At 59.4% G+C, this 24,973-nt stretch carries 24 protein-coding genes and 2 tRNA genes; 9 read left to right on the top strand and 17 right to left on the bottom strand.

Annotated elements, in window-relative coordinates:
- Nucleotides 1-82 precede the first annotated feature (82 nt).
- From ABGT66_RS00190 to ABGT66_RS00160, 7 genes are all read right to left on the bottom strand, one after another.
- Nucleotides 83-514, bottom strand: a complete 432-nt coding sequence (locus ABGT66_RS00190) for a TOBE domain-containing protein (RefSeq protein ID WP_346688072.1) — start codon at nt 512-514, stop codon at nt 83-85.
- Nucleotides 515-623: 109 nt separating this feature from the next.
- Nucleotides 624-1,214 (bottom strand): hypothetical protein, encoded by a 591-nt coding sequence (locus tag ABGT66_RS00185; protein WP_346688071.1) that lies wholly within the window; start codon nt 1,212-1,214, stop codon nt 624-626.
- Between the two features lie 151 nt (nt 1,215-1,365).
- Nucleotides 1,366-3,579 (bottom strand): heavy metal translocating P-type ATPase, encoded by a 2,214-nt coding sequence (locus ABGT66_RS00180; protein ID WP_346688070.1) that lies wholly within the window; start codon nt 3,577-3,579, stop codon nt 1,366-1,368.
- Between the two features lie 48 nt (nt 3,580-3,627).
- Nucleotides 3,628-4,086, bottom strand: a complete 459-nt coding sequence (locus tag ABGT66_RS00175) for an MOSC domain-containing protein (RefSeq protein ID WP_346688069.1) — start codon at nt 4,084-4,086, stop codon at nt 3,628-3,630.
- Nucleotides 4,067-4,552 (bottom strand): iron-sulfur cluster assembly scaffold protein, encoded by a 486-nt coding sequence (locus tag ABGT66_RS00170; RefSeq protein WP_303149134.1) that lies wholly within the window; start codon nt 4,550-4,552, stop codon nt 4,067-4,069. Before ABGT66_RS00170 ends, ABGT66_RS00175 begins: the two co-directional genes overlap by 20 nt.
- A gap of 21 nt (nt 4,553-4,573) precedes the next feature.
- On the bottom strand, nt 4,574-5,755 hold the full coding sequence (gene nifS, locus ABGT66_RS00165) for a cysteine desulfurase NifS (protein ID WP_346688068.1): 1,182 nt from the start codon (nt 5,753-5,755) through the stop codon (nt 4,574-4,576).
- Nucleotides 5,756-5,768: 13 nt separating this feature from the next.
- Nucleotides 5,769-6,230 (bottom strand): Rrf2 family transcriptional regulator, encoded by a 462-nt coding sequence (locus tag ABGT66_RS00160; protein ID WP_346688067.1) that lies wholly within the window; start codon nt 6,228-6,230, stop codon nt 5,769-5,771.
- Between the two features lie 306 nt (nt 6,231-6,536).
- Here ABGT66_RS00160 and ABGT66_RS00155 point away from each other — a divergent pair, with 306 nt between their 5' ends.
- Nucleotides 6,537-6,812, top strand: a complete 276-nt coding sequence (locus ABGT66_RS00155) for a hypothetical protein (protein ID WP_294193521.1) — start codon at nt 6,537-6,539, stop codon at nt 6,810-6,812.
- Here ABGT66_RS00155 and ABGT66_RS00150 read toward each other — a convergent pair.
- The 4 genes from ABGT66_RS00150 to glgP all read right to left on the bottom strand — a co-directional run bounded on the left by ABGT66_RS00150 (nt 6,809) and on the right by glgP (nt 13,607).
- Entirely contained in the window at nt 6,809-7,315 is a 507-nt protein-coding gene (locus tag ABGT66_RS00150) for a hypothetical protein (protein ID WP_294193520.1), read from the bottom strand. The two genes, ABGT66_RS00155 and ABGT66_RS00150, sit on opposite strands and share 4 nt — an antisense overlap.
- Before the next feature lie 118 nt (nt 7,316-7,433).
- Complete coding sequence (gene glgC / locus ABGT66_RS00145; RefSeq protein ID WP_294193519.1) at nt 7,434-8,735, bottom strand: glucose-1-phosphate adenylyltransferase; 1,302 nt, start codon at nt 8,733-8,735, stop codon at nt 7,434-7,436.
- Nucleotides 8,736-8,875: 140 nt separating this feature from the next.
- Nucleotides 8,876-10,378, bottom strand: a complete 1,503-nt coding sequence (locus ABGT66_RS00140; protein ID WP_346688066.1) for a glycogen/starch synthase — start codon at nt 10,376-10,378, stop codon at nt 8,876-8,878.
- The gene (gene glgP / locus ABGT66_RS00135; protein WP_346688065.1) at nt 10,353-13,607 is read right to left on the bottom strand and encodes an alpha-glucan family phosphorylase; all 3,255 of its coding nucleotides are present in this window, start codon (nt 13,605-13,607) and stop codon (nt 10,353-10,355) included. The genes ABGT66_RS00140 and glgP overlap by 26 nt, the downstream gene beginning before the upstream one ends.
- Nucleotides 13,608-13,742: 135 nt before the next feature.
- Here glgP and ABGT66_RS00130 point away from each other — a divergent pair, with 135 nt between their 5' ends.
- The 3 genes from ABGT66_RS00130 (at nt 13,743) to ABGT66_RS00120 (ending at nt 17,054) form a co-directional block, all read left to right on the top strand.
- Complete coding sequence (locus tag ABGT66_RS00130) at nt 13,743-14,300, top strand: ATP-binding protein (protein ID WP_346688064.1); 558 nt, start codon at nt 13,743-13,745, stop codon at nt 14,298-14,300.
- Between the two features lie 451 nt (nt 14,301-14,751).
- Nucleotides 14,752-15,741 carry an HAD-IA family hydrolase gene (locus tag ABGT66_RS00125; RefSeq protein ID WP_346688063.1) on the top strand — a complete coding sequence of 330 codons (990 nt, stop codon included), beginning with the start codon at nt 14,752-14,754 and terminating at the stop codon, nt 15,739-15,741.
- Between the two features lie 2 nt (nt 15,742-15,743).
- Nucleotides 15,744-17,054 (top strand): replication-associated recombination protein A, encoded by a 1,311-nt coding sequence (locus ABGT66_RS00120; RefSeq protein ID WP_346688062.1) that lies wholly within the window; start codon nt 15,744-15,746, stop codon nt 17,052-17,054.
- Nucleotides 17,055-17,128: 74 nt separating this feature from the next.
- Here ABGT66_RS00120 and ABGT66_RS00115 read toward each other — a convergent pair whose 3' ends face one another.
- Both ABGT66_RS00115 and ABGT66_RS00110 read right to left on the bottom strand, forming a co-directional pair.
- Entirely contained in the window at nt 17,129-17,635 is a 507-nt protein-coding gene (locus ABGT66_RS00115; protein WP_346688061.1) for a cob(I)yrinic acid a,c-diamide adenosyltransferase, read from the bottom strand.
- A complete protein-coding gene (locus tag ABGT66_RS00110; RefSeq protein ID WP_346688060.1) occupies nt 17,610-18,128 on the bottom strand; it encodes a DUF2703 domain-containing protein in 519 nt (172 codons plus the stop codon). Before ABGT66_RS00110 ends, ABGT66_RS00115 begins: the two co-directional genes overlap by 26 nt.
- A gap of 164 nt (nt 18,129-18,292) precedes the next feature.
- On the opposite strand from ABGT66_RS00110, the gene ABGT66_RS00105 reads away from it, so the two are divergent.
- A tRNA-Val gene (locus ABGT66_RS00105) sits at nt 18,293-18,367 on the top strand.
- A gap of 159 nt (nt 18,368-18,526) precedes the next feature.
- Here ABGT66_RS00105 and brnQ read toward each other — a convergent pair.
- On the bottom strand, nt 18,527-19,885 hold the full coding sequence (gene brnQ / locus ABGT66_RS00100; protein WP_346688059.1) for a branched-chain amino acid transport system II carrier protein: 1,359 nt from the start codon (nt 19,883-19,885) through the stop codon (nt 18,527-18,529).
- 204 nt (nt 19,886-20,089) lie between these two features.
- On the opposite strand from brnQ, the gene ABGT66_RS00095 reads away from it, so the two are divergent.
- A complete protein-coding gene (locus tag ABGT66_RS00095; RefSeq protein ID WP_294193512.1) occupies nt 20,090-20,479 on the top strand; it encodes a cupin domain-containing protein in 390 nt (129 codons plus the stop codon).
- Between the two features lie 91 nt (nt 20,480-20,570).
- On the opposite strand, the gene ABGT66_RS00090 is transcribed toward ABGT66_RS00095, so the two are convergent.
- The gene (locus tag ABGT66_RS00090; RefSeq protein WP_346688058.1) at nt 20,571-20,831 is read right to left on the bottom strand and encodes a hypothetical protein; all 261 of its coding nucleotides are present in this window, start codon (nt 20,829-20,831) and stop codon (nt 20,571-20,573) included.
- Between the two features lie 145 nt (nt 20,832-20,976).
- Between ABGT66_RS00090 and ABGT66_RS00085 the strand changes: the two genes are divergently transcribed.
- The 3 genes from ABGT66_RS00085 (at nt 20,977) to ABGT66_RS00075 (ending at nt 21,879) form a co-directional block, all read left to right on the top strand.
- Nucleotides 20,977-21,062 (top strand) — tRNA-Leu (locus ABGT66_RS00085).
- Between the two features lie 232 nt (nt 21,063-21,294).
- Nucleotides 21,295-21,591 carry a helix-turn-helix domain-containing protein gene (locus tag ABGT66_RS00080; RefSeq protein WP_346688057.1) on the top strand — a complete coding sequence of 99 codons (297 nt, stop codon included), beginning with the start codon at nt 21,295-21,297 and terminating at the stop codon, nt 21,589-21,591.
- A gap of 18 nt (nt 21,592-21,609) precedes the next feature.
- Nucleotides 21,610-21,879 (top strand): hypothetical protein, encoded by a 270-nt coding sequence (locus ABGT66_RS00075; RefSeq protein WP_346688056.1) that lies wholly within the window; start codon nt 21,610-21,612, stop codon nt 21,877-21,879.
- 64 nt (nt 21,880-21,943) lie between these two features.
- Here the strand turns inward: ABGT66_RS00075 and ABGT66_RS00070 are convergent, their stop codons facing one another.
- Nucleotides 21,944-23,395: a Rep family protein gene (locus ABGT66_RS00070; protein ID WP_346688055.1), complete on the bottom strand. Its 1,452-nt coding sequence runs from the start codon at nt 23,393-23,395 to the stop codon at nt 21,944-21,946.
- 394 nt (nt 23,396-23,789) lie between these two features.
- On the bottom strand, nt 23,790-24,917 hold the full coding sequence (locus tag ABGT66_RS00065) for a hypothetical protein (RefSeq protein WP_346688054.1): 1,128 nt from the start codon (nt 24,915-24,917) through the stop codon (nt 23,790-23,792).
- Nucleotides 24,918-24,973 lie beyond the last annotated feature (56 nt).

Genomic DNA, 24,973 nt, shown 5'->3' with positions numbered 1-24,973 from the left:
TACGGAAAACGGCCCCGGGCTTTGCCGCCGGGGCCGTTTTTGTGTGAGCGCTTAAATTTCGCGCGGTTTTGTGGGTTACATGCTACGCCTTCACGCCGACCATGATGTCGGAGGCTTTGATGACGGCGCGGACCTCTTTGCCAGCGGCGAGGCCGAGGCGCTTGGCGCTCGACATCGTGATGACGGAGGTGATTTTTTCGCCGCCCGCAAGCGTCAGGTCTACCTCGCAGTTCACCATTCCGTCCTTGACGGCGTCGACGGTGCCCTTGAGCTGGTTGCGCGCCGAAAGTCTGAGGCCGCCGTCGTCGAGGTCGCCTATCATGACGTTCGTAGCTTTGATTACCGCGTAGGCCTCGACGCCCTCCCTGAGGCCGAGGCTCTCGCAGCTCGTCTCGGTGATTATCGAGGTGAGCGTCGTCCCGTCCGCGAGGCGGAGCGATACTTCGTCGTTGACCGCGCCTTTTTTGACCGCGGCGACCGTCGCTTTAAGCTGATTGCGTGCGCTGAGATTCATTTGAAATTTCTCCTTCTCTATCGATTTTGCACTGAATATCTTATGCCTTTTCTGTAGAGAATCAAGTTTTTGCGCGATAAAAACGAGATATTGTCCGCGGCGCGCGCCGTTACTTCGCGGCGGCCTGCTCCTCGAGCGCCTTTATGCGCAGCGGGTATTCCTTCGCCGCGATGCAGGTTTCGGGCTGGTTCTCTTCGCTGAGCGCCTTGAGCGCCTTGAGCGCCGCCTGCGCGCTCGTGTGGCGAATCGCGAAGCTTTCCGCCTCGACGGATGCTTCGCAGAGCTCGCCCGCCTCCGCCGCCTTCGCGCGCGCGTCGCGGATGTGGTTCATCGTCTCGCCCGTTGAGAGCGCGTAGTGGACGAGGCCGAGCTCGTACCAGAGCGAGTACATCGTCTCGGGATTCAGCGCCTGTATGCCGGCGTAGGTGTCCGCGTCGACGTAGATGCTGTTGATGTAGGTCTTGCCGCGCACCTCCTGCGTCGCGAAGGTGTTCATCTCCTCGTCGGAGAGGCCGAGCCCCCACGGGCGCAGGCAGGTCGTCATGTGCGCGTCGCCGGACTGGCGCAGTATCTCGCCGTTGAGGCGCACGAAGGCCGCTATCTTCGCGGTGCGTATCTCTATCGCGCCTGCGACGGCCTGGTTCAGCTTTATCTGCGTTACGGGAATGTGTGAAAGTTTGAGTGTGTAGATTTTGCTCATGATGCCCATCCTTATGTAAAAATCAAACAGCGGTAGATTATAGCAAAAATTTCGCGACAGTAAAGCTCGCGGGCGCGCGCGGCGGCGCGGCGCGAAAAAAACGGCGCGGCTTTGCGCGCCGCGCCGTGTCGTTTTTTTATTTTTTCGCGCGCTATTTGAGCCGCGTCGCGCGCGTTGCGTTGAGTATCGCCATCAGCGCTACGCCGACGTCCGCGAAGACGGCCTCCCAGAGTCCCGCGTGGCCCGACGCGCCGAGGACGAGGAAGACGCCCTTGACGCCGAGCGCGAGCGCGACGTTCTGCCAGACTATCGCGCGCGTCTTCTTCGCTATGCGCAGAAGGTCCGCGACCTTGGCGGGGGAGTCGTCGAGGATGACGGCGTCCGCCGCCTCGACGGCGACCTGAGAGCCGAAGCCGCCCATCGCTATGCCCGTCTCCGAGGTTACGAGAACGGGGCCGTCGTTCACGCCGTCGCCGACGTATATCGTCTTCTTCGTGTCGCCGCCGCAGATTTCGCGGAGCGCGTCTACCTTGTCGCCGGGCAGCAGCGCGGCGCGCCAGCCGTCTAGCGACAGCTCCTTCGCGACGCGGGCCGCCGTTTCCTCGCGGTCTCCCGTGAGCATGTAGACGCCCTTGATGCCGAGCGCACGCAGCTCCCTGACCGCCGCCGCGGATTCCGGGCGCACGGCGTCGGCGGCCGTTATCACGCCGAGGTAGCGGCCGTTCTTCATGACGTAGGCGACGGTGCCGTGCTCGTCCACGGGCGGCGGCGTCACGCCGTATTCCTCAAGCAGCGCGGCGTTGCCCGAGATTATCGTGTCGCCGTTTATTTTGCAGACCATGCCGCGGCCCGGGAGCTGCGTTATCGACGCGCCCTCGGGCGCGAGCTTCACTCCCGCGGCCTCGGCTATCGCGCGCGCGACTGGATGCGGCGAGCCGCTCTCCGCGAGCGCCGCGGTCGAGAGCAGCTCCTCGCGCGTCACGCCCTCGGCGGGCGTGACGTTCGAGACGCGGAAGCGCCCGTAGGTCAGCGTCCCGGTCTTGTCGAAGACGGCGCTCTCGACCTTGCCGAGCGCGTCGAATACGTTCGCGCCCTTGACGAGTATGCCGTGCTTCGAGGCCGCGCCGATGCCGCCGAAGTAGCCGAGCGGTATCGAGATTACGAGCGCGCAGGGGCACGATATGACGAGCAGCACGAGGCCGCGGTAGATGGACTCGTGCCAGTCCGCGCCGCCCGCGAAGCGCGAGGCGAGCATCACCGCCGCTGCGGCGAAGAATACCGCGGGCGTGTACCATTTCGCGAATTTCGTGATGAAGCGCTCCGTCGGAGCCTTGCGCTCCACGGCGTTCTGCACCATTTCGAGCATACGTGCGATGGTGGAGTCTTCAAACGGTCCAGCCGCCTCGACGAGCAGCAGTCCGTCGAGCGAGAGCGCGCCGCCGTGTACCTGCGCGCCGGCGCTGACCGGCACGGGCATCGACTCGCCCGTTATCGCGGAGCAGTCGAGCTGCGACTCGCCGCTGACTATTACGCCGTCGATCGGGATTATCTCGCCGGGCAGAACCTGCACGACGTCGCCTTTCTTTATCTCCTGCGGCTCTTTTTCTATCGTCTCGCCGTCCTTGACGAGGCGCGCCGTCACGGGCTTCTCCGCGAGCAGCGCCTTTATCGAGCGGCGCGAGTTCGAGGCCGCGCGCTCCTGGAAGGCCTCGCCGAGGCGGTAGAAGAGCATGACGCCGACCGTCTCGCAGGTTTCGCCTATCGCGAAGGCCGCGAGCGTTGCGCCGCCCATCAGCGTGAATTCGTTGAAGAAGTCGCCGCGCAGCAGCGCGCGGAAGGCCGTCCTCAGCACGGGCCAGCCCGTTATGACGTAGAGGACGGCGAAAACCGCGTGCAGCAGCGTGTGCGTGCTCTCGTCATGGAACAGGTGCAGCTCCTCGACCGCGAATGCGATGAAGAATATCGCGCCCGTCACGGCGAGGAAGGTTATCTCGCGGCGGAACTCCGCGCCCGCGCGCCGCTCGTCCTCCTCCGTCTCCTGGAATATGCGCTCAGCGGCGTGGCACGAGGCGCAGCAGCAGCCGTCGTCGTGGCCGTGCGCGTGATGGTGCTCGTGGCCGCAGTCGTGCGTGTGTCCGTGTCCGTGCTCGTGCGCATGGTCGTGGCCGCAGCCGCAGGCTTCGCCGTGTTCGTGCTCGTGATGATGCTCACGCTCCCCGCAGCAATGTTCATGCTCATGTCCATGCTCGCCGTCTCCGCAATGCTCATGCTCGTGAGCCTCTCCGTCTTCGTGCGGATGTCCGCAGCCGCAGGCGCATCCTTCCTCATGTTCGTGTTTATGCTTGTGTTCGTGTTCGTCGCCCATGATTAAGCCTTTCGTAAAAAAGAGGCCGCCGTTCCGGCGGCCCCTGCCTTATTCCGCGTATTCTATCACGTCGCCCTTTTTGACGCGCCCGCCCTTGAGCACCTTCGTGAAGATGCCCTTCTTCGGCATTATGCACTCGCCGGTCTGCTTGAATACCTCGCAGTGCGAATGGCACTCCTTGCCTATCTGCGAGACCTCGAGCAGCGTCTCTCCGACGCGGAGCCTGTCGCCGATTTTCAGCGCGCCGAGGTCGAAGCCCTCGGTCGTGAGGTTCTCCGCGAAGCTTCCCGGCACTAGGTTCGGCAGCTTCGCCATCATCGTGCGGATGTCCTCCATCGCGATGAGGCTCACCTGCCTGTGCATGAAGCCCGCGTGCGCGTCGCCCTCGAGGCCTATGCCCTCGATGAGCGTCCCTTCGCCTATATCGTGCTTTATCATGCCCTTTTTCGGGGCGCTGCATACCGCGATGATGCGGCCCTTCGCGGCGTTATTCCGCAACTCTGTCATGCTCGCTCACGAACCTTTCTTCCTCTTCTTCCTCGGCCTCGCAGCCGCAGGCTATGCAGGTCTTGGGAACCGTCAGCCCCTCGGGCAGCTTCCCGTCGCGGCGCATATAGTAGTCGGCCGCGGCGGCCTGTATGCCCTCCTGCGCGAGCAGAGAGCAGTGCAGCTTCGCCGGAGGCAGACCGCCGAGCTCGTCGGCGACCTCTTTGTTCGTAATCTTGAGCGCGTTCTGAAGCGTGCGCCCCTTCGCAAGCTCCGTCACCATCGAGCTGGTCGCTATCGCAGCGGCGCAGCCGAAGGTCTCGAATTTGATATCCTCGATGACCTCGCTCTGCGGATTTATCTTCAGGTAAATCTTCATCACGTCGCCGCACTTCGGATTGCCGACCTCGCCTATCGCGTCGGCGTCCTCGATGCGCCCCGCGTTGCGCGGGTTCATGAAATAGTCCACTACCTTCTGGTTGTACATGTTTTACTCCTCCTCGCCCCGTTATCTTTTATTCCAGAACGGAGACATCGCGCGCAGTTTTTCCACGATTTTCGGGAACTGCTCGAGCACGTAGTCTATATCTTCCTTCGTAGTCTCGTGGCTCATCGTCATGCGGACGGAGCCGTGCGCCGTCGCGTGGTCGAGCCCCGTCGCGAGCAGCACATAGCTCGGCTCGAGGCTGCCCGAGGTGCAGGCCGAGCCGCTCGAGGCCGCGATGCCCGCCGCGTCGAGCAGCAGAAGCATCCCTTCGCCCTCGATATATTTTATCGTGAAGCTCGCGTGGAAGGGCAGGCGGTCGTCTCCCGCCGCGCCCGTCAGCTGCGACTCCGGTATGCGCGAGAGCACGCCGTCGATGAGATAGTCGCGCAGAGCGGCGAGCTTTTTGTCCTCGCCAGCGTCGAGGCGCTCCTTCGCGATTTCCGCGGCCTTGCCGAAGCCGACGATGCCGGGCACGTTCTCCGTGCCGGAGCGAAGACCGAACTCCTGTCCGCCGCCGTGCAGCGTCGGAATGAGCTTTATGCCGCGGCGCACGTAGAGCGCGCCGAGACCCTTCGGGCCGTACATCTTGTGCGCCGCCATCGTCATCATGTCGACCGGCAGCTCCTTAACGTCCATCTTTATATGTCCCGCGGCCTGCACGCCGTCCGTGTGGAACATGACGCCGTGCGCGCGGCAGACCTCGCCGAGTGCGCGGACGGGCTGTATAGTTCCTATCTCGTTGTTCGCCGCCATAATCGTCGCGAGAATCGTGTCGGGGCGGATGGCCTTTTCGAGTTCCTCCGGCGACACCATGCCGCGGCCGTCGACGGGCAGAATCGTGTACTCAAAGCCCATCTTCCCGAGCCATTTGACCGTGTCGAGAATCGCGTGGTGCTCTATCGCGCTCGTGATTATGTGGTTCCCTTTGCCGCGCTCGCGCAGCGCCCACGCCGCGCCCTTAATCGCGAGGTTGTCCGCCTCGCTGCCCGCGCCGGTGAAAATTATATCCGTCGGCTCCGCGTTTATCAGCGCCGCGACCTTTGCGCGCGCCGCGTCCACCGCCTCGCGGGCCTCGCGCCCGAGCCTGTGCAGGCTGTTCGGGTTGCCGTAGCGCTGCGAGAAGTAGGGAAGCATCGCCTCCGTCACCCTCGGGTCTACCCTCGTCGTCGCCGAATTGTCAAGATAAACTTCGCGTGGTTCCATCTCCGTCACCTCATCATGCTTTCTGTATTTTAACCTTTCGACCGCAGCGGCACTCGGGGCCGTGGCGGTTTTCCTCCGACTGGTCGAGCAGGTCCTGAAAGGTCGTGCCGTCGTAGACATCTTCGAGCGCCTCCTGCGCCCTCTCCCAGAGCGGGCGGAATACGCAGCTTCCGTAGACGGAGCAGACGTCGTCCTCGTCGCCGCATTCGACGGGGCGGAAGTCGCCCTGCACGAAGCGGATGACCTCGCCGACCGTTATCGCGGAGGCCGGACGCGCGAGGAAATATCCGCCGTCCTTTCCGCGCGCGGAATCGACGAAGCCCGCGCCCTTCAGGCTGTTCAGTATGTTTTCGAGAAAGCGCACCGGAATGCCCTGCGCCTCGGCAACGGCCCCTATCTTGCACGGCCCTTCGCCCCGCCTGGCAAGCTCGTATATAGCGCGCAGCGCGTATTGGCATTTCTGTGTGATCGCCATAAACATCACCTTCTCTATCAACTTAGTGAAGATTACTACGCGCGGCGGCCTTTGTCAACAAGCGGCGGAAAATCTATCGCGCATACGCCGCGGCGCGAGCTTCGCGTGAGAGCGGCGGCTTTGAGGCGCCGGCGAGAACTCCGCGCGCCGCCGTGAAACCGCCGCGCCCGCAGCGGCTCGGCCCCTTTGTCCCCGGCTTGTGGCGCTGGCGCGTACGCGCGGAGACGGCGGAAGTTTCGCGGCGCAGACGCGCGCCCGCGCCGCGCGCTATAATTATGGCGCGAATCGAAAATTTTTGCGGAGGTTATGATGATGAAGCTTGTTACGATAGAGTACAGAGGGCGGCGCTCCGTCGCGGTCGTTATCGCGCGCGGCTACGTCGCGCTCGACATTCTGAACGAAGAAAAACGCTCCGACTGGCCTACGGATATGAAGAAGCTCGTCGAGAGCGGCGACGCCGCGCGGCTCGCGTCGTGGTACCGCGCCGGCGGAAAGACGATACTCGAAAACATGAGCCGCGCGCTCATCGTAGCGCCCGACGAAGCGCGCGAGACAGGCGAAACTTACGAGACTGCGGACTAAAACTTAAGTGCGGCGCTTGAAATATAAGAAAGCGAGTTCGTGAGCGTAGAGACGAACGAAATCAGCGTGAGCATGAAAATCACGACCGCCGCGAAGCGCAGAAGGCGGCTTCCCCTGTGGCGGCGCGTCGACGAGGCGAGCACGGCGCAGGCCGCGCACATGCCGCACAGTGACGGCGCGTAGCTCATCGCCCATATCGCGGCGCGCGAGGGCGAAGAAGCGTCGAGGCCGAGCGCTGCGGAGGCGTGCAGATAAATCTTGAAAATCCACTGCGGCACGGCGGGGTTCATCAAAATCCCGACGACGAGCACGGCGAAGGGCAGAGGCACGGAGAAGATGCCGCCGCGCCGTTTCCGCGTGCCTTCGTCGTTTTCTCCGCGGGGCGATGAATCAGGACGCGGCGCGCGAAACAGTCCGCGTTCCGCACGCTCCGGCTCGCCGCACTTCGGGCAGTAGCGCGCGCCGTCGTTGTAAATCGTTCCGCATCTTCCGCATCTCGCCATAAAGCTCAGCCCCTTCTGGTAATTTCACGGAAAATTCTAGCGTGCGCGCAGCGCGCGCGTCAACGAAAAAAGCCCCGCGAAGCGCGGGGCTTTTCATGCGTTATGCGTTCGTCCGTAATTAGAAGCCGAGGTCCTCGGCGTTCTGGAGCGCGTCGTACGTTCCGGGGACGTTCTTCTCCTTGCGGAGCTGTATCTGCGGCATGCCGACGACGACGATTCCCGATGCGGGGTCGACGTGGTAGCGCTCGGCGTCGGCGACGGGGTCGAAGCCTATCGACGTGCCGGCCGGGATTTTGTTGTGCGCGTCGACGATGACGCGGCGCAGGCGGCAGTCTTCGCCGATTTCGACGCCCTGTCCGATGATGCATTCCTCGACGACGGAGCCGGCGTGGATTATGCAGTTGCGCGAAAGGACGCTCTTACGCACGTAGGCTCCGAGGACGCGGCTCGCTTCGGCGCGGAGGCATCCGTCTACCGAGCAGGAGTGGTCCTTGTCGGGATAGGTGAATCCCGGCGGGTCGGAGTAGGAGACCGTTCTTATCGGCCACTGCGGGTTGTAGAGCGAAAGCGGCGACTCGTGGCGCAGAAGGTCCATGTGCGCCTCCCAGTAGGCCTTGATGCTTCCGACGTCCTTCCAGTAGGGCTTGTCGTCTCCGGGCAGCACGTTGGTCGAGAAGTCGTAGGCCATAAGCTTGTGCGTACCGAAGAGGCGCGGCAGGATGTCGCGGCCGAAGTCGTGCTTGCTGTCCTTGCGCTCGCTGTCGGAGAGGACGGACTCTTCGAGCGTCTCGCGCTCAAAGATGTAGTTGCCCATCGAAACGTAGCTGAAGCCGGGGCGTCCGGGGATCTCCGGCGGAACGGCGGGTTTCTCGACGAAATCTATAATGCGTCCCGTCTCGTCGGTGGCGATGCATCCGAACTGGCTCGCCTCGGAGGAGGGGACGACGTACGCGGCGACGGTTACGTCGGCGTTGTTGTCCATGTGATACGCGAGCATCTGTTCGACGTCCATCTTGTAGATGTGGTCCGCCGCGAAGATGCACACGCGGTCGGCGTCGAAGAGCGTCACGAGATGCATGTTCTGGAATATCGCGTCGGCCGTGCCCTCGTACCAGCGCTCGCCGTCCCACATCTGGGCCGGCACTACGTTGATGAAGAAGTCTCTGCCGCGAAGAGCGTCGCCGAACTGCCAGCCCTTGCCTATGTGCTCATGGAGCGACTGGCTTTTGAACTGGATGAGGCAATAGATTGAAAACAGACCGCTGTTTACCATGTTCGAGAGCGCGAAGTCGATGATGCGGTATTTCGCAGCGAAGGGCACCGCCGGCTTTGCACGGTAGCGCGTCAGTGGCATAAGCCGTTCGCCTTTACCGCCTGCGAGGATCATGCCGAGTACGCGTCCGTATTTCCCGTGGATCATGATAAATTCCTCCCTCTCTTTAAGGATATTCTGTTATATATTACTGACTTTCTGTTTCTCTCTGACATTAATTATAATTGTTCCGCCCCGATACGTCTATCGCCGCAGAGGCGTTTTGTCAGTCTCCGCCTTTATTCTCCCTATTCTGACTTTAATACTTTTTTGTAAAGCTCCGCGTACTCCGCGGCGGCGGCGTTCCACGAGAAGTCGCTCTTCATAGCGCTGCGCACTATTCTGCTCCAGCGCTCAGCGTCGTACTTCGCGGCGAGCGCGCGGTTGAGCGCGCGTTCGAGCTCGTCGATGCGGTAGTCGGTGAAGAGGAAGCCCGTGCCGTCGGGCGAGCCGTCCGCGTCGATGACGGTGTCGGCGAGGCCGCCCGTCGCGCGCGCGACCGGTATCGTGCCGTATGCGAAGGCGATGAGCTGCGAAAGGCCGCAGGGCTCGAAGAGCGACGGCATGACGAGTATGTCTCCGCCAGCGTAGGCGAGGTGCGCCGTCTCCTCGCTGAAGCCAGTGACGGTGCGCACGCTGTCGGCGTGGGCCGCGCGGAAGTCCTCGAGGCGGTGGTTGAACATGTCGCTGCCGCTGCCGATGATGAGCGCGTATATCCTGTCGGGCATGAAGCGCGCGAGAGCGTCGAGCATTATGTCTATGCCCTTTTGCTCGGTGAGCCGTCCGACGAATATGACGAGCGGGCGTCCGTCGTCGTTCCAGCCGAATTTTTCCATCAGCGCGCGGCGGCAGCCCTTCTTGCCCTCGGTGTCGTCGGCGCAGTAGTGCGCGGGGATCAGCGCGTCGGTGCGCGGGTTCCACACGTCGTAGTCGATGCCGTTGAGTATGCCGTGGAGCTTCTGCTTGTTCGCCGCCATCACGCCGTCAAGGCCGAAGCCGCCGTCGCGCGTCTGGATGTCCCACGAGTAGCTCGGGCTGACGGTCGTCACCGCGTCGGCGTTGTTGACCGCGCCCTTCATGAGGTTCACCTGTCCGTAGAATTCGAAGGTGCCCCAGTAGGAGTCGGGGCGGAAGCCCCAGCCGTTGAGGCAGTCGTAGGAGAAGAGCCCCTGGTGCGCGATGTTGTGTATCGTGTAGACGGTGTCGTAGTCGGCGGCGTTTTCGGCGTAGTGCCTGTGCCAGCGCAGCGCGGAGGGGACGGCGGCCGTCGGCCAGTCGTGCGAGTGGATTATGTAGGGCTTCCACTTCGCCGCGCGCTCGAGCTCCATCGCGGCGAACGAGAGGAATAGCATCGGCTCCGCCGTCGCGGCGCTGAGCACGTCGGGGTATATCGCCTCGTTCGAGTAAAGCTCGTCGTTCTCAAGGATGTAGACGGGCGTCCCCGCGACGCTCGCGCGCCATACGCGCGCCGAGACGGATTTCCAGTTTATCGCCGCCGACACGGTGCCGAGCGGCCTCTGCGGCAGCGCGCCCATGTCGCGCGCCTTGTCGAGCACGCCGGGCCACGCGGGGGTCAGCACGCGCGCGTCTATCCCGACGCCGCGCAGCGCCTTCGGCAGCGCGCCCGCGACGTCGCCGAGGCCGCCCTTCTTCGAGAGCGGCGCGCACTCCGGAGAGACGTGGAGCGCCTTTATCTGCGGCGTCTTCTCCTGATGGATTTCTTTATTAGTGTCCGCGGAAAACAGTACCATAGGCTTTTTCACAGTATTCATGCACCACCCTATGCGTATTGAAATAGCTTGCGTTGATTGCGATCGCGAGCTTCATCATCTTGATCCATTCCTTGCGGTTCTCGTAGTAGGTCGGGATTATCTTCTGTTCGAGCTTGTTGTAGAGGTCAACGGCGTCCTCGGCTTCGTTGTACTCGACGAGGCCGTTCTCCGTCGGCTCTGGGCCTATCGCCCAGCCGGTCCTGCCCTCGATGCAGCCCTCTATCCACCAGCCGTCGAGCACGGAGAAGTTCATGACGCCGTTGTGGACGCACTTCATTCCGCTCGTGCCGGAGGCTTCGCGCGGGCGCACCGGCGTGTTGAGCCAGAGGTCGACGCCCGAGGTTATGAGCTTCGCGGGGCCCATGTTGTAGTTCTCGATGAAGACGACGGGAAGCTTCGCGCCGAGCTCCTTCGAGACGCGGTTGATGTGCTGGAGCATGTCCTTGCCGGGCTCGTCGTGCGGATGCGCCTTGCCCGAGAAGATGAACTGCACCTTGCCGCCCGCTATCTCGACGAGGCGCTTGACGTCCGAGAAGACGAGGTCGGCGCGCTTGTAGGTCGCGGCGCGGCGCGCGAAGCCTATCGTCAGCACGTCGGGGTCTAGCTCGATGCCCGTCTCTTCGAGGACGAAGGCGAGCAGCTTCATCTTCGCCGACTGATGCGCGTTCCATATCTCGTCGTCGGGGATGTGCAGCGCCTGCATCAGGCGCGACGGGTCGTTGCCCCAGCCCGGAATATGGCGGTCGTAGACGCGGGCGAAGGACGGCGAGGTCCACGTCGTCGAGTGGACGCCGTTCGTTATCCAGTCTATCGACTGGTCGCCGAACATCTCGCGGCTGACCATCGCGTGCTTGTGCGAGACGCCGTTGACGTAGCGGCTGAACTTAAGCGCGAGGTCCGTCATCGAAAGGCCGCTGCCGCCGATGTGCTGGCGCAGTATCTGGCCGAAGTTGCCCTCGAGCACCTCGTTGATTAGGTCGTAGGAGAAGAAGTCGTGCCCCGCGGCGACGGGCGTGTGCGTCGTAAAGATGACCTGGCTCTTGACCTTCTCGATGTCGCCGTAGCCCTGCTCGCGCAGCAGCTCGAGCGTGAGGAAGCCGGCGTGGCCCTCGTTGAGGTGGAAGGTCCTGATGTTGCGGAAGCCGAGGTCGCGCAGTATGCGCAGGCCGCCGATGCCGAGTATCAGCTCCTGGCAGAGGCGGTAGCGGTTGTCGCCGCCGTAGAGCTCTGCCGTGAACTGACGGTCCTCGGGCGTGTTCTCGGGGAGGTCCGTGTCGAGGAAGAGAATCGGAAGCTTGTGCCCCGACTGGCCGACGAGCGTGTAGGTCCATACGCCGACGGTGACGGGCCTGTGGTTCATCGTCACGGTGACGCGGTTCGGAAGCTGCGTCATGAAGTCGCGCGGGTTCCAGTCCACGGGGTATTCCGTCTGGCGTCCGTTCTTGTCTATCTTCTGCGCGAAGTAGCCTTTTTTATAAAGTAGCGTGATGCCGACCATCGGTACGCCCATGTCCGCGCCGCTCTTCAGGATGTCGCCCGCGAGGACGCCGAGGCCGCCCGAGTATGTCGGTATCTCCGGCTTCAGCGCTATCTCCATCGAGAAGTAGGCCGTGTTCCTGAAGGCGGGGTCGCTGTCCAGCGATTCGAGCAGCGAGGCCGCGAGGTTGTTTCCGTATCTCATTTCGTTCATCTTCTCCAATCTATCCGTTTCTTCTTCCTCCGCCGCAAGCTCCTCAAGCTGCGCGTGCGGCGCGACGCACTTCGTTACGACCGAAGCCGCGTCGGGATAATCCTTCGTGTTGCCCTTCGCTTTTTTGAGATTTTCCATAAGCGGGGCGATGTAGTCTTTGCGTCCCGAGACCTCTTCCGCTATCTCCGCGGCGCGCAGCGCGTAGGAGAGCATCTGGCGCGCCTCGATGCCCGAAACGTCGCTGAAGAACCATGCGCACGAGGTGTACATGAACATGCGCATACGCTGCATCTCGACGAGCGACGAGAGCATGCGCGCGGAGGCGTCCGTGATGCCGCTGAACCGCTCGGCGAAGAATGACTTCCTGTACTCGCGTATCTCCTCGTCGGTCAGCGGCAGGCCGCATTTGTAAAGCTCTATCGCTTCGTTGCGCAGCCGCCACGGGTCGCCGTATCTCGAGACCTCCGTCTCGTACAGCTCGTCTACCGCGGATGCGAGAGCGTCGAAGGCCTCGCGCATCGGGCCGCGCCATTTCTGGTTCCAGCCCTCGCCGCCGCCGGTGTGGCAGCCGCAGTTCGAGCGCCAGCGCTCCACGCCGTGGGCGCAGGACCACGAAGAATTCTCAACAATTACGCATCTCGCCTCGGGCGGATGCTTTTCGAGGAATTCGTCGAGCGGCGGCGTCGCGACGCGGCCGTCGGCGTCCGTCAGCTCGAAGAGGCGCGCGAGCGCCATCTCCCCGAATTTGTGGTGATGCCCGTAGCTTTCGCCGTCGGTCGCCGTTATCAGGATGCGGTCCTCTCCCTCGACGGCGGCGTTCAGCATAGCCTCCTTAAAGGCGTCGCCGTTGTCGAGCAGGCCGCCGAAGGCTATGTCGCGCGCTATGCCGGCGTGGTAGAAGAGTACCGTCATCGCGCGGCCCGACGGAAGCTCGCAGCGGTACGGGCGCGTCACGTCGAGGTTCGCGCCGCCCGGCGTCTCGACCGCGCCGGACTCCGTGACTATCGCTTTGCACTGCGAGGGCGCGAGTATCACGTATTCGATGCCGCACGACGCGAGCGTCTCGAGCGTCGGCGTATCGACGGCGCACTCGGGCAGCCACATGCCCTTAGGCTCGCGGCCGTAGCGGTACTTGAAGTCCTCGACCCCCCACACGGTCTGCGTCAGCCTGTCGCGTTCCGTCGCGAGAGGCATGATTATGTGGTTGTAGGCCTGGGCCATAGCCCGTTCGCCCGAATTGATGATGATTCCGTTGAGCGTCGGATAATTTCCCTCGAGCCATCTGTGGAGCGTCGGCCCGAAGTCGAAGCTCAGCTTCGAGTAGTTGTTGTAGACGGCCCTGATGCGGCCGTCGGCGTCGAGCAGCTTCGCGCAGCTGTTGGGCGTGTAGCACTCGGCGCATACGCGCTCGTTCCAGTCGTGCGCCGGCTCCGCCGACGGGTCGCGGAGCACGGAACCCGTCCAAGGGTCCTCGCGCGGAGGCTGATAGAAATGTCCGTGTAATCCGATGTTTATCAAAAAAGAAGAGCCCCCTCGGTTGCAGATGATAACAATCTCTGATACATCATGATATGATTATACTATTAAGAAGAGCGAATTGTATAAATCATTTGTAAATACCGCCGCGCGGCGGCGGGCGAGGAGGAGTTTCAGATGCTTGAGGATCTTTCGGCGCACGTACTCGACATAGCGGAGAACAGCACGAGGGCCGGAGCCACGGAAATCGAGATAACGATAGAGGAGAGCGCGGAGAAGGATCTGCTTCTCTTCGCCGTCAAGGACAACGGACGCGGCATGAGCCCCGAGTTCGTCGCGAAGGTGACGGACCCTTTCACGACGACGCGGACGACGCGGCGCGTCGGCATGGGGCTGCCGTTCCTGCGCCAGTCGGCGGAGCTCTGCGGCGGCGCGCTGACGATAGACTCGACCGTCGGCGTCGGTACGACGGTGACGGCGACCTTCGGGCTGAGCTGCGTCGACCGCCCGCCGCTCGGCGACATGCCTTCGACGATGATGACGCTCGTTATGGGCGCGCCGCTCGTGCATTGGAAGTACCGCCACGTTGTGAACGGGCGCGAATTTCTGCTCGACACCGACGAGATAGTCGAGGCGCTCGACGGCGACCGCGAGATGCTCGCCTCGCCGGAGGTCGGCCTATGGCTGCGCGACAACCTGCGCGACGAGCTCGCGGCTCTCGCTTCGAGAAACTGACGGAGGCGCGCGGCGCGCGAAAAAACGGCTGGTGGCCCGCGCGCCACTTGTTTTTTTTCATATCGCGGTTATAATCATACTCAGAGATTAGATATTTAATCTTTCGCCCTGCTGAGTACGTGTGATATGGGGTGAGTCTTGAGCCAACAAATTGATCCCGTTAGGCACTTCGTCCGACGGCGGCGGAGATGCTTCGAGCATCGACCAAGTTAGGCGGACATTTAGCCTATGTCCTGTTAGGAACGGGTCAAGGCCTCCCATACACGGCCCCGCGGGGTTTTATTTTGCCCCTTCGCCGCGCTTTGCGCGGCCTTTTCATTTTTTCACCGTCCGCGAAAATTATCTGGCAATTTGAGCTATAATATAGTTGCGTGGCGTCCTGCGCTCTCCGCGCGGGGCGCGTTTTATTAAATTATCCATTAAATGGATTTTGCTTTTTTGGAGGACTGTCATGGATATAGATATCAAATCGCCCTTCTGGTCCCCGGCGGGCGCTTCTGGCTTCATTCTCGACTGGGACGGAGTAATCGCGGAGACGCGGCTGGACTTCACGCCGCTGCGCGAAAAATATTACGGCGGCAGGCGTGCGATGCTTCTCGAGGAGGCTCATACGCTCGCGCCCGAGACTCGCGAAGAGTTCTTCGCCGAGCTCGTAGCGCTCGAGATGGCGGGCGCGGAAAAAGCCGAGCCTGTCGAAGGCGCGCGCGAGCTGCTCGCGTGGCTTAACGAGAACGGCGTGCCCTACTGCGTCGTCTCAAGAAACTGCATGGAGGTCATAAAGCGCGGCGCCGAGGTCATAGGCGTCGAGCTCCCGGAAAAAACGTGGGGGCGCGACAATTCAGCCTGGGTCAAGCCCGACCCGCGCGCCTTATACGCCGCGGCCGAGGCGATAGGCGCTGACGCGCGCCGCTGCGTCTACGTCGGCGACTTCCTCTACGACCTTCAGGGCGCGCGCCGCGCCGGGATGCGCGCAGTACTTGTCCAGCGCGAAAATCCCGAGTGGGGCGCGTGGGCCGACGTCATGTACCCGAAGATGACGGAGCTCGTCGCGGAGCTGCGCGAGCCGAAGCCGCTCGTGCCGTGGGAATACCGCGAAATCTACGCGCGCAAGAGCGAGCACTGGCTCGTCAACGCCTCGGCGCTGACCTTCGCGCTGCCCGCGGACCCGTCGCCGACCATAGACTGCTGGCTCGCGCGCGCCGCAGCGCTCGGCGTAGGCAGAATTTTCATCGAGCCGAAAAGGACGCTCTCGCCGGACGACTGGAAGAAAAGCCCGTCGCTCGACCCTGCGTACATGGGGCTGCCCCTGCATGAGGCCGCGCGCCGCTTCCTCGCGCCGCGCTTCCCGCTCGCGGAGGTCGTGACGGAGTGCGAAGAGCCGCTCAACGCGCCTAAAAATTCGCTCGACCTTCAGCGTTATCTGGAGCGCAAGAAAATATAGCCATGCCGGAAGGAAGCCTCTTCGGCGAGACGGAGCCGCTGCGCTTCGAGGTTCCGCTCGCCGAGCGCATGAGGCCCGCGTCGCTCGACGAATATGCGGGGCAGAGCCACATACTGGGCCGCGGCAGGGCGCTGCGCCTCATGCTCGAAGGCGGCAAGGTGCCGAGCTGCATACTCTACGGCCCGCCAGGCGTCGGAAAGACGACGCTCGTGCGCCTCATGGCGAAGGTCACGGGCCGCGAGCTGCTCGAGATAAACGCCGTCAGCGCGAAGGTCGAGACGCTGCGCGACCTGCTCGACGAGGCCGCGGCGTCGAAGGCCGCGACGGGCCGCTCCGCGATAGCCTTCGTAGACGAGATATATCATTTCAACAAAAAACAACAGAACGTCCTGCTCCCCTCAGTCGAGGCGGGCGGGCTCATACTTGTCGGCACGACGACGGAAAATCCGTGGTTCGAGATAAACAAAACGCTGCTCTCGCGCATGGTCGTCTACACGCTCGAGCCGCTCCGCACCGAGGATATATGCGCGCTGCTCGAACGCGCGCTCGCGGACAAGGAACGCGGCCTCGGCCGCCTCGGCGTGACCGCGGACAGAAAGCTGCTCGAAAGAATAGCGGCGCTCGCGGGCGGCGACGCGCGTCAGGCGCTCACGCGGCTCGAAGCCTCAGTCTCCGCCGCGGCGATGGGCGGCGGCTCCGTCCTTACCGAAGAAATAATAGCGCAGAGCACGGGCCGCGCGATACAGCGCTACGACCGCGACTCGAACGACCATTACGCCGTCATCTCCGCGCTCATCAAAAGCATCCGCGGCTCCGACCCAGACGCCGCGCTCTACTGGCTCGCGCGCATGCTCGAAGCGGGCGACGACCTGCGCTTCATCACGCGCCGCCTCTGCATCCTCGCCTCCGAGGACGTCGGCCTCGCCGACCCGATGGCGCTCGTCATAGCGCAGAACGCCGCCGCCGCGGTAGACCGCGTCGGAATGCCCGAGGCCTCCATCATACTCGGCGAAGCCGTCATATATTTGGCCGCCGCGCCCAAAAGCAACAGCGCCTACCTCGCGATAGCGGCGGCACAGAAAAACGTGCGCGAAGGCAGCCTCCTCGAAGTGCCGAGCCACCTGCGCAACGACGGCGAAGGCTACGTCTACCCGCACGACAGCCCCGCGCACTGGACGCCGCAGGCCTACCTTCCCGAAGTGCGCCGCTTCTACTTCCCAGGCAAGCTCGGCGCGGAACAGCGCATCGAAGAGCGCTTCAAACGCCTCTGGAAAAGATTCTCGTCGGAGGACGAAACAGAGAAAAAATCGTAAAACCTCCGCCGCTGTCCATAAAATACAAAAACGCCGCCGCGTATATCCCGCGGCGGCGTTTTGCGTAAGCTGCGTTATTTCTTGGAATCGGCGTCGACCTTCAGCGACAGCAGATAAATCACGTCCGAAAGCCTGTTCAGGAACTTGTAGCTCTGCTCGCTTATCTCCCCGTCGCGGAAGAGCGGCGTCGCGACGCGTTCCGCGCGGCGCGCTATGGTGCGCGCAAGGTGCAGCGCCGCGCCGCACTTCGTGTCGCCGGGGCGTACGAAGGCCATCGTCTCGTCCGGCAGAGCGTCCTTCACGCGGTCGGACATGCTCTCGAGTATCATCGGGTCCGGCTCGTCGTAATCGCACTTCGCGAAGTACGCCATCGCGCCGAAGAGATAATCTTCGATGAAATATATATCCTCCGCCGTTTTGCCGTCCTCGCAGAAGGCGCGCGCCATTCCGAGCGCCGCCTGGCACTCGTCGACCGTCCCGTAAAGCTCGACGCGGCGGTCGTCCTTCGCGACGCGCTCGCCGTTCGCAAGCGACGTCGTCCCCTTGTCGCCGCCCTTAGTGGTTATGACCAGCTTCGCCATCCTCATGCCCTCCTTCGTGTTCGCCGTCCGCGCACCCGCCGCAGCTCCCGCTCACGCAGTCGCCGCAGCGGCACGTGCATTCGTGCTGCGACTTGAAGGCGACGCGCAGCGCGGCCTCCATGAAAAACTCCTCCGGCAGAGCCTGGCAGACCTCGCCGCCGAAGCTCGTGAACGTGCGGCACGGGAATTCCTGCCCCTCGGGCGTCCTGCACTCGCTGCACTGCGTGAAGTCCAGCTCGAGCATCAGCAGATTCTCGATCGGCGTCTCCGGCGTGTCGTTGTCCGGGCAGGCTATCGTCACCATGTTCGCAGACATGAGGTTGTCCTGCGTCAGCTCCTCCAGCTCCACCTTGCGCAGCTTGAGCTGAAAGCCGAGCGGCGCGAGCTTTGGAGCCATGCGCGAGGCGAAATGCACGAGGTTGTCCCACGTCTGCCTCCAAGGCGTCGGGTCGATGTCCTTCATCGTATAATGCGACAGGGTTATGGTCTTCACACAAACCCCTCCTAACGTATTTGTCCACGCGTATTATATTACATAACGCTGCCGCGCCGCCCGGTCGTGGCTGTCCGCGCCGGACGAAAAAATTTCTTTCGCAAAATCTCAAAAGAAGTGTTGACAGAAACGGCAACCGTCTGTAGAATATCTACTCGTTGGGCGGGCGGTTAGTTCAGAGGTAGAACGCTTCCTTGACACGGAAGAGGTCAGAAGTTCAATTCTTCTATCGCCCACCATTTTTTGAGATTATAGCAGGGCTTCGCGAAATGCGGAGTCCTGTTTTTTATTTTCTTTAATTGCAGTCAACCACGCTCAATATATACTCAAAATCCCATATTTTTGAAGAAGCCCGCGCCTCGTATGTGCGGCGCGGGCTTTAGGCTTGTCTCTGTATTTTACGCGCGGCTCTCGCCGGCGCGGAGTGTCCTGCGTATCGCGAGCCCGACGGCTAATCCTGCCAGCGCGGGACATATCCATCCCATGCCGGCGTCGTAGAGGGGGAGGACGCTGCCCGCGGCTTCCACGGCTCCGCCGAGCGAGAGCGCGGAGACTGCCTCCTGCGGCAGGGCTTTTATCAGGTCGAAGATAGCCGCCGCGAGCGTGAAGGCCGTTACGCTGCCGTAGACGGTCCTGTCGTGGGCGAAGAAGTTTCCGAACAGGCCGAGGAGTATCAGCGTTATCGCGAGCGGATAGAGGAACATGAGCACGGGGACGGCGTAGGCTATTATCGCGTCCAGGCCGAGGTTCGCTATGAGGAACGACAACAGCGTGAAGAATACGCTCCAGCGACGGTAGGCGCGGCCGTGCGTGAACATGGCGGAGAAGGACTCGGAGCAGCTTGTCACGAGGCCGACGGCGGTTTTTAGGCAGGCGAACGTTACGGTCCCCGCGAGGATTAGCGCGCCCGTCTCTCCGAAATAGCTGCGCGCGACTATCGCGAGAATCTCCCCGCCGTTCGAGCAGGACTCGTACAGCCCGCTGCTCTGCGCGCCGACTATCGATATCGCGAGGTATATGGCCGCCATGATGAGGCAGCTGAGGACGCCCGCCTTCACGGTGTTCGCGGCGATTGCGCGCGGGCTTTCCACGCCGAGGCCGCGTATGACGTTTATGACGACGATGCCGAAGGCGAGGCTCGCGAGCGCGTCCATGGTGTTGTAGCCCTCGATGAAGCCCTTCGCGAAAGCGCCGGAGGCGTAGGCCTGCTGCGGCGCGACGGAGCCGATCTCACACGAGGGCGAGGCGAGCGCCGCGGCCATCATCACGCCGAGGAAGATGAGAAAGACAGGCGTGAGCACCTTGCCGACCCACGTGAGTATCTTGCCGGGGTTGAGCGAAAAGGCGAGCACGGCGGCGAAGAAGCAGAGCGAGAAGGCAGCGAGCGGCAGCGCGCCGCCGTCCGCGCCGAGCAGCGGCGCGGCTCCGACGGTGAAAGAGACCGTGGCGCAGCGCGGAATCGCGAAGAGCGGCCCTATCGTCATATAGAGCGCACAGGTGAAGAAATAGCCGTATTTTTCTCCGACGCGGCTGCTGAGCTCTAGCAGGCCGCCGCTGCGGCTGACCCCGAGCGCCGCGACGCCGAGCAGCGGCAGCCCGACGCCCGTAATCAGAAAGCCCGCCGCCGCCCTCCATACATTACCGCCCGCCATGTGCCCGAGGTAGACGGGGAAGATGAGGTTCCCCGCTCCGAAGAACAGACCGAACAGCATCACAGATATATAAAGCGTCTCCTTCATGCTCAAATGCTCTTTCATGTCGCGTCGCCCTCCTTTTATGCGGCGGGAATAATTTTTCACCGCGGGCCGCAGCCCGCCTCCGTGCTGTGACGTTTCCAGTCTACCACATAAGCGCGCCCGATGCGCGGAAGACGGGATTTTTCGCTTGCTTGAGGAACGGGACGCGGCGCGCGGAAAACTTTATAATGTATAAGGGCGCGACGCGCGCGGGGAGGCGAGGGAATGAACGGCGGAATCGTCGTCAAACATATCTATGATGATGAACATTTCGCCGCGAGCGACGGCTGTATGCTTGCGGAGACGATGCACCCGGCGCGCGAGGCTCTGCCCTTCGGCGGATATTCCATCGCGCACGGCTACGTCGAGCCGCACGGGCGGACCGCGGCGCACGTCCTGAAAAATTCCGCGGAGACATACGTCGTGCTCTCCGGCGTCGGAACGCTGCACGCCGGAGGCGAGGCCGTGCCGCTGCGCGCGGGCGTATGCGCGGCCGTCCCGCGCGGCGCGGAGCAGTACGTCGTCAACGAAGGCGGCGAAAGGCTGGAATTTCTGTGCATCGTCGCGCCGCCGTGGAACGCGGACGACGAAGAGATAATAGAGCGGCGGCCTTAAAGCCGCGGCAGAGCGGAATATGCGCCGCGCGGAAATTTCCGGCGGGCATAAAAAAGAAGCGCCCCGTGCGGGGCGCTTCGTCCGTTTCGGGCTAGTCCGAAAGGTCCACGAGCTTCGCTTTCACTCCGTCGAGCGCGTTGAGCTTTTTCTCGAGCTCCTTCGAGGTCTCCGCGTCGCAGCAGAGCTGGAGGACGAGCAGCCCAGAGGGCGAGCAGGTCCCGGGCACGGACTGGTCGTGGAGGCCGAGCCTCGTGAGTATCGAGCATCCGTATTCGGTCAGAATGCGCTGCACTTCGACGGCGCACTTGCCGCGGTCCAAAATTCTTACCGCCATTATCTGGTAACAGTTCATATCAACACCCCGCGATTCTTTTTTATTATGATTACAAACTTCCCTTCGGCAATTTTAGCATACTTGCCGCCGCCTCTCAAACTTCGCCGCCGCTTCCGCTATTGCGGCCAGTCCCGTCATGTTATAAAATATTCTGGTGTTCCGCGCCGGAGTGGCGGAATGGCAGACGCAGCGGACTCAAAATCCGCCGCTCGCAAGGGCGTAGGGGTTCGAGTCCCCTCTCCGGCACCAGTAATACCAACGGTTTAGAGCATTTCGCTCTAGACCGTTTTTATTTTGCTCGTAATTTGGGGAAGTATTGGGGAAGTTTTAGACGTCAATCTTGCTCAAAAAAATTTTTTTGAAACCTCTTGTTTAGTCACAAATAACCTGAAAAGATTATATCAAAACAAGAAAGGGAATAAATTTCCCTATATATTCAGATTACTAATTACTAAGACTTTTACATGGAGGTGTTGCCGAGATGGCGACAGAAGAAAAGAAAAATAACAAACAACTACTGACCACAGAAGAAGCGGCTAACTATCTAGGAATAGAATATACATATTTCCGAAAGTGTAGAAACAAAGGATATTTCGGACTCGACAAGTATCCTGCGCCAGCTTTTGTTAATATCGGAAATTCAGAAAAAGGCATACGTTACCGACCTGTAGTTCTGGATAAATGGTTAGAGGACTATCCAAGCTATACGATTCCGGCGCAGTTCTTCAAGCAGACCGGCGGACAGTCAATGAATAGAAAACTAAAATCGAAGCAGTAATAGCGGAGAATATACTAGATGAACAAGAAAGTAAAGAAACGGAACATACAGAAACAAAAGTTTGATACGCGAAAATTTTGCATTTCCTATTATGATGTTGTGCCGGTTACGCTCCCAAACGGTGATAAAAGACAGGCTTGGGCGGAGATCTTGCCGGTAAGTGATGATGAAGTTGGAATAAGGATTATCCGGCTAGTCCGCGATGGAGAAGATACCAATAGAGTATTCACGTGGATAGATGCGGAAGCGGAACAGGAAGAAGGTTGGGAAATCGATACAAGCCTCTAACCGCTAAATCACATTAAAAGGCGGGGTTTGTCCCCGCCTTTAGTTTTTCGCCTATCCTCTTATATTACCTTAAAAGATGATGAAAAAATAGATCGTCCGTCCGCATAGCCTCCAACCGCTTGATGTCGTATGTTATCTTTACAGGTTCTTTTTTCTCGCTATCGTCTGGAGCTGGATATGTCCAGCTTGCATCGCCAATCACTTCCGTTTCAATCGCTTCCATATCCTTTGTATAGTCACGGTCTTCGTCAACCTCTGGCGGCATTAGCTTCTTGACTTCGTCTATTACAGGGAGCAATGTCGCCGCTTCTTTTTCTCTGGCTCTAGGTTCGTAAATCTCCGCCGGAATCTGCTGTGCTTTATAGCGCGACCGCAAACGCCACACACCACTGACAAACCGCATAACCTCCGCAAAGTGCAAAAAGTCCGTATTGCCCTCGTGCCAGCCTTTATTAACGAGCATTGAGAAATCCTCTAACCGAATCTGAAACAATATCGGGAAGCGGCGATATGACTGCACACGGCTTTCGCTCTTAATTAATTCGCCGCTCTTGGTTTTGTATTGCCCCGCTAAGCCGTCAAGAAATTCAGAGTAGGACAAAACGGTTGTAAAGATATTATACTTGTTAATAATACTGACCTTACCATACTTGATGTTTTGCATGGAGCGCGTGGGGTACGGGTCGAAAACTCGAAATAGGTTATCGCGACCGCCCAGCATATCCATCAAGCTAAGAGGCCGTGCGTCATCCCAAATTATTACAGGTTGTCCCGCATAATCGTCAAATGGGACATCTTTCGATCCGACAAAATGATAACAAGCGTCATCGCTCTTGCATTCTGGACAAAGCGATCGTGCTAAAGCCATAGCAAGTGTAGTTTTGCCCATTGCGCTTTCACCGGTGACAAGAAAATTCATCCTCATTGTCGGCATAGGCAGAGAAGCAATATATTCAGACTGTGCGTCGCGAAACTTGCGCAAATGTGTAACGTATAACACGCTATCATCTTCCCGGCAGTCTTTGAGAGTAGCTTGTCCACTCATGATACTGCTTATCCACGCCGCTACAATCTCCTTTTCTTTCTTTGTACTATGCGCCGCAATATAGCCGCGCCAATCAAAATTTGCGTGGACGTCGCTATCATCGTATTTGCCACGCTGCGGGAATTTATCATGCGGCAGGTATTCAAGCAAATGTTTCAACAAATAGCGGCCTTTGCCGATTCTCCCGTGCTCGTCTTTCGGCGCCTGCACAAAATTCTCCGGTACGCCAAACCAGCGAGCTATATCAGATGTATCTTTGGTAGTACTCCCTAGATCTATAGCTATGTGATAATGCAGAGGTTTGATTTTGCCCGTATCATCAATGTCATGGTCGTGCGCTATCCACGCCCACCGCTTTATGCTCTTATATGTACCAAGCACATGCCTTATTTTGTCTTCGGTCAACAATTTTTCGCCAGTTTCTGGATTAACGGCATACTGCATAACTCCAAATACTCTACTTCTCGGCATTGTAAGAGCCTCCCAGACACATTAATTTCTTAATTACAATATATTTGGAAATTTATATGTGTCCCAAATTATACTTGTGAAAAAAATCGCTATAGGGGGGTCTCCTTCTAAGTCAAAGTCAGACACATTAGGATTCGGCGGCTAACACAAGCCCTTTAGCCGCCGAATCCTTGATATGACTGTATTTTTTAGTGGTACTGGTAAAATAGACACAGACACATATTATATGTGTTTTTGTTTTTTTTTCACAGAGTGTTAATCGTTAATCCTGTGTCTGTCTGGCTGGACAAAAAAATAGAGCGGAGACGGGTCTGCCTTCCGTCTCCGCTCACAACCAACCTTAAATAATTAAAGGAGTATTATCATTATAGTTGAAAATTTATTTGCTTTCTATTTAGCGACCGTAGTCGCGCCAGTCTAAATTATTTATTTCTCGCTCGGCTGTATGCGCAACGTCACGGAGATAATCTTGATAATGTAGCCATAGACTTTCACCAGCGTCGTCAAGCTGCCATTTCATATAATTCTCCATGCTGTTTTCTCGGTCTGTGCCTGTTTTCCGAAAGATCTTTGCTACAATATCGTGGAATTGCTGTTTTATAGTTGCTTGCCAGTCCTTTATTTCAGCAATCATCGATTTTAGTTTTTTGTGTTCATCTAGCGTAATAATTGCCAGCTTGTTAACATTAGCTTCTTTCTTGGCGAGATCTGATTCTCTCTTTATTAGTTCATCGGTCTGTTGCTTTAGATCCTCTTTTATCTTTTCTGCTTCTGCCTTAGCTCGTTCTAACTTCTCCTGCTCTTGACGAGCTTTGTATTCGTCAATGGATAATCCTGTTTTAGACTTTTCAAGTGGGACTGTTTCAATTTCTACTCCGTAGGATCTACAGACAGCTATCAAGTGTTGGCGACAATCACGGGTGTATATCATCTTGGCGTTGTTGTAACGATTCTGAGGCTTGCTAAGATCAGGACGTTCGATCCCCATTTCTTCAAGAGCGCCGTTTTGATTCACGCGCAAATTACCAGCTTTGTCATGCGCAAGCCAAACCTTGCGCACATGGACATGTGGCGCGCCTTGCTCGTCTGTATGGAGTGCATAATTTAAAATTTTGACATTCGGGAAATTTTTAGCTTCCCATGCAATTTGTTTCGCAACTATGTTGCTCAATAACTGAGGCGAGATTGTGTCGTCCTTTTTCCCAATTTGATAAATCGTTTCTTCCGGGCAAGTTCTTGGGCTACGACGATACTCGTCCATTGTTTTTTGATCTCTTTTATTTCGGTTCTTTTGATACTTCGCATTTTGAAAATCTAAGAACTTCCGAAAGTGTTCTTCGTAAAATTTTTTCTCCGATTCTTCAAAAGAGATCCCCGTGCGCGTCCATTCTCCTGTGATGTTCTGACTGGTTTTCTCTTTATTGATATGTTCGGCATTATTCAAATCAAAATTCCGATCATTATGCTTAGCCGAGAACGTTCCGTCTTTTCCAGTTCGTGCATTATGAGATGTCGCTCTCATTTATCACTCCTCCATGCTATAATCAAACAAATAAATAGCTTTTGTTTCCCAAAGAT

Origin of the sequence: uncultured Cloacibacillus sp., assembly GCF_963926575.1 — a bacterium.
Classification (GTDB): Bacteria; Synergistota; Synergistia; order Synergistales; family Synergistaceae; genus Caccocola; species Caccocola faecigallinarum.
The sequence above is the reverse complement of the archived record's forward strand: the minus strand, read 5'-3'. Positions and strand labels throughout refer to the sequence as shown.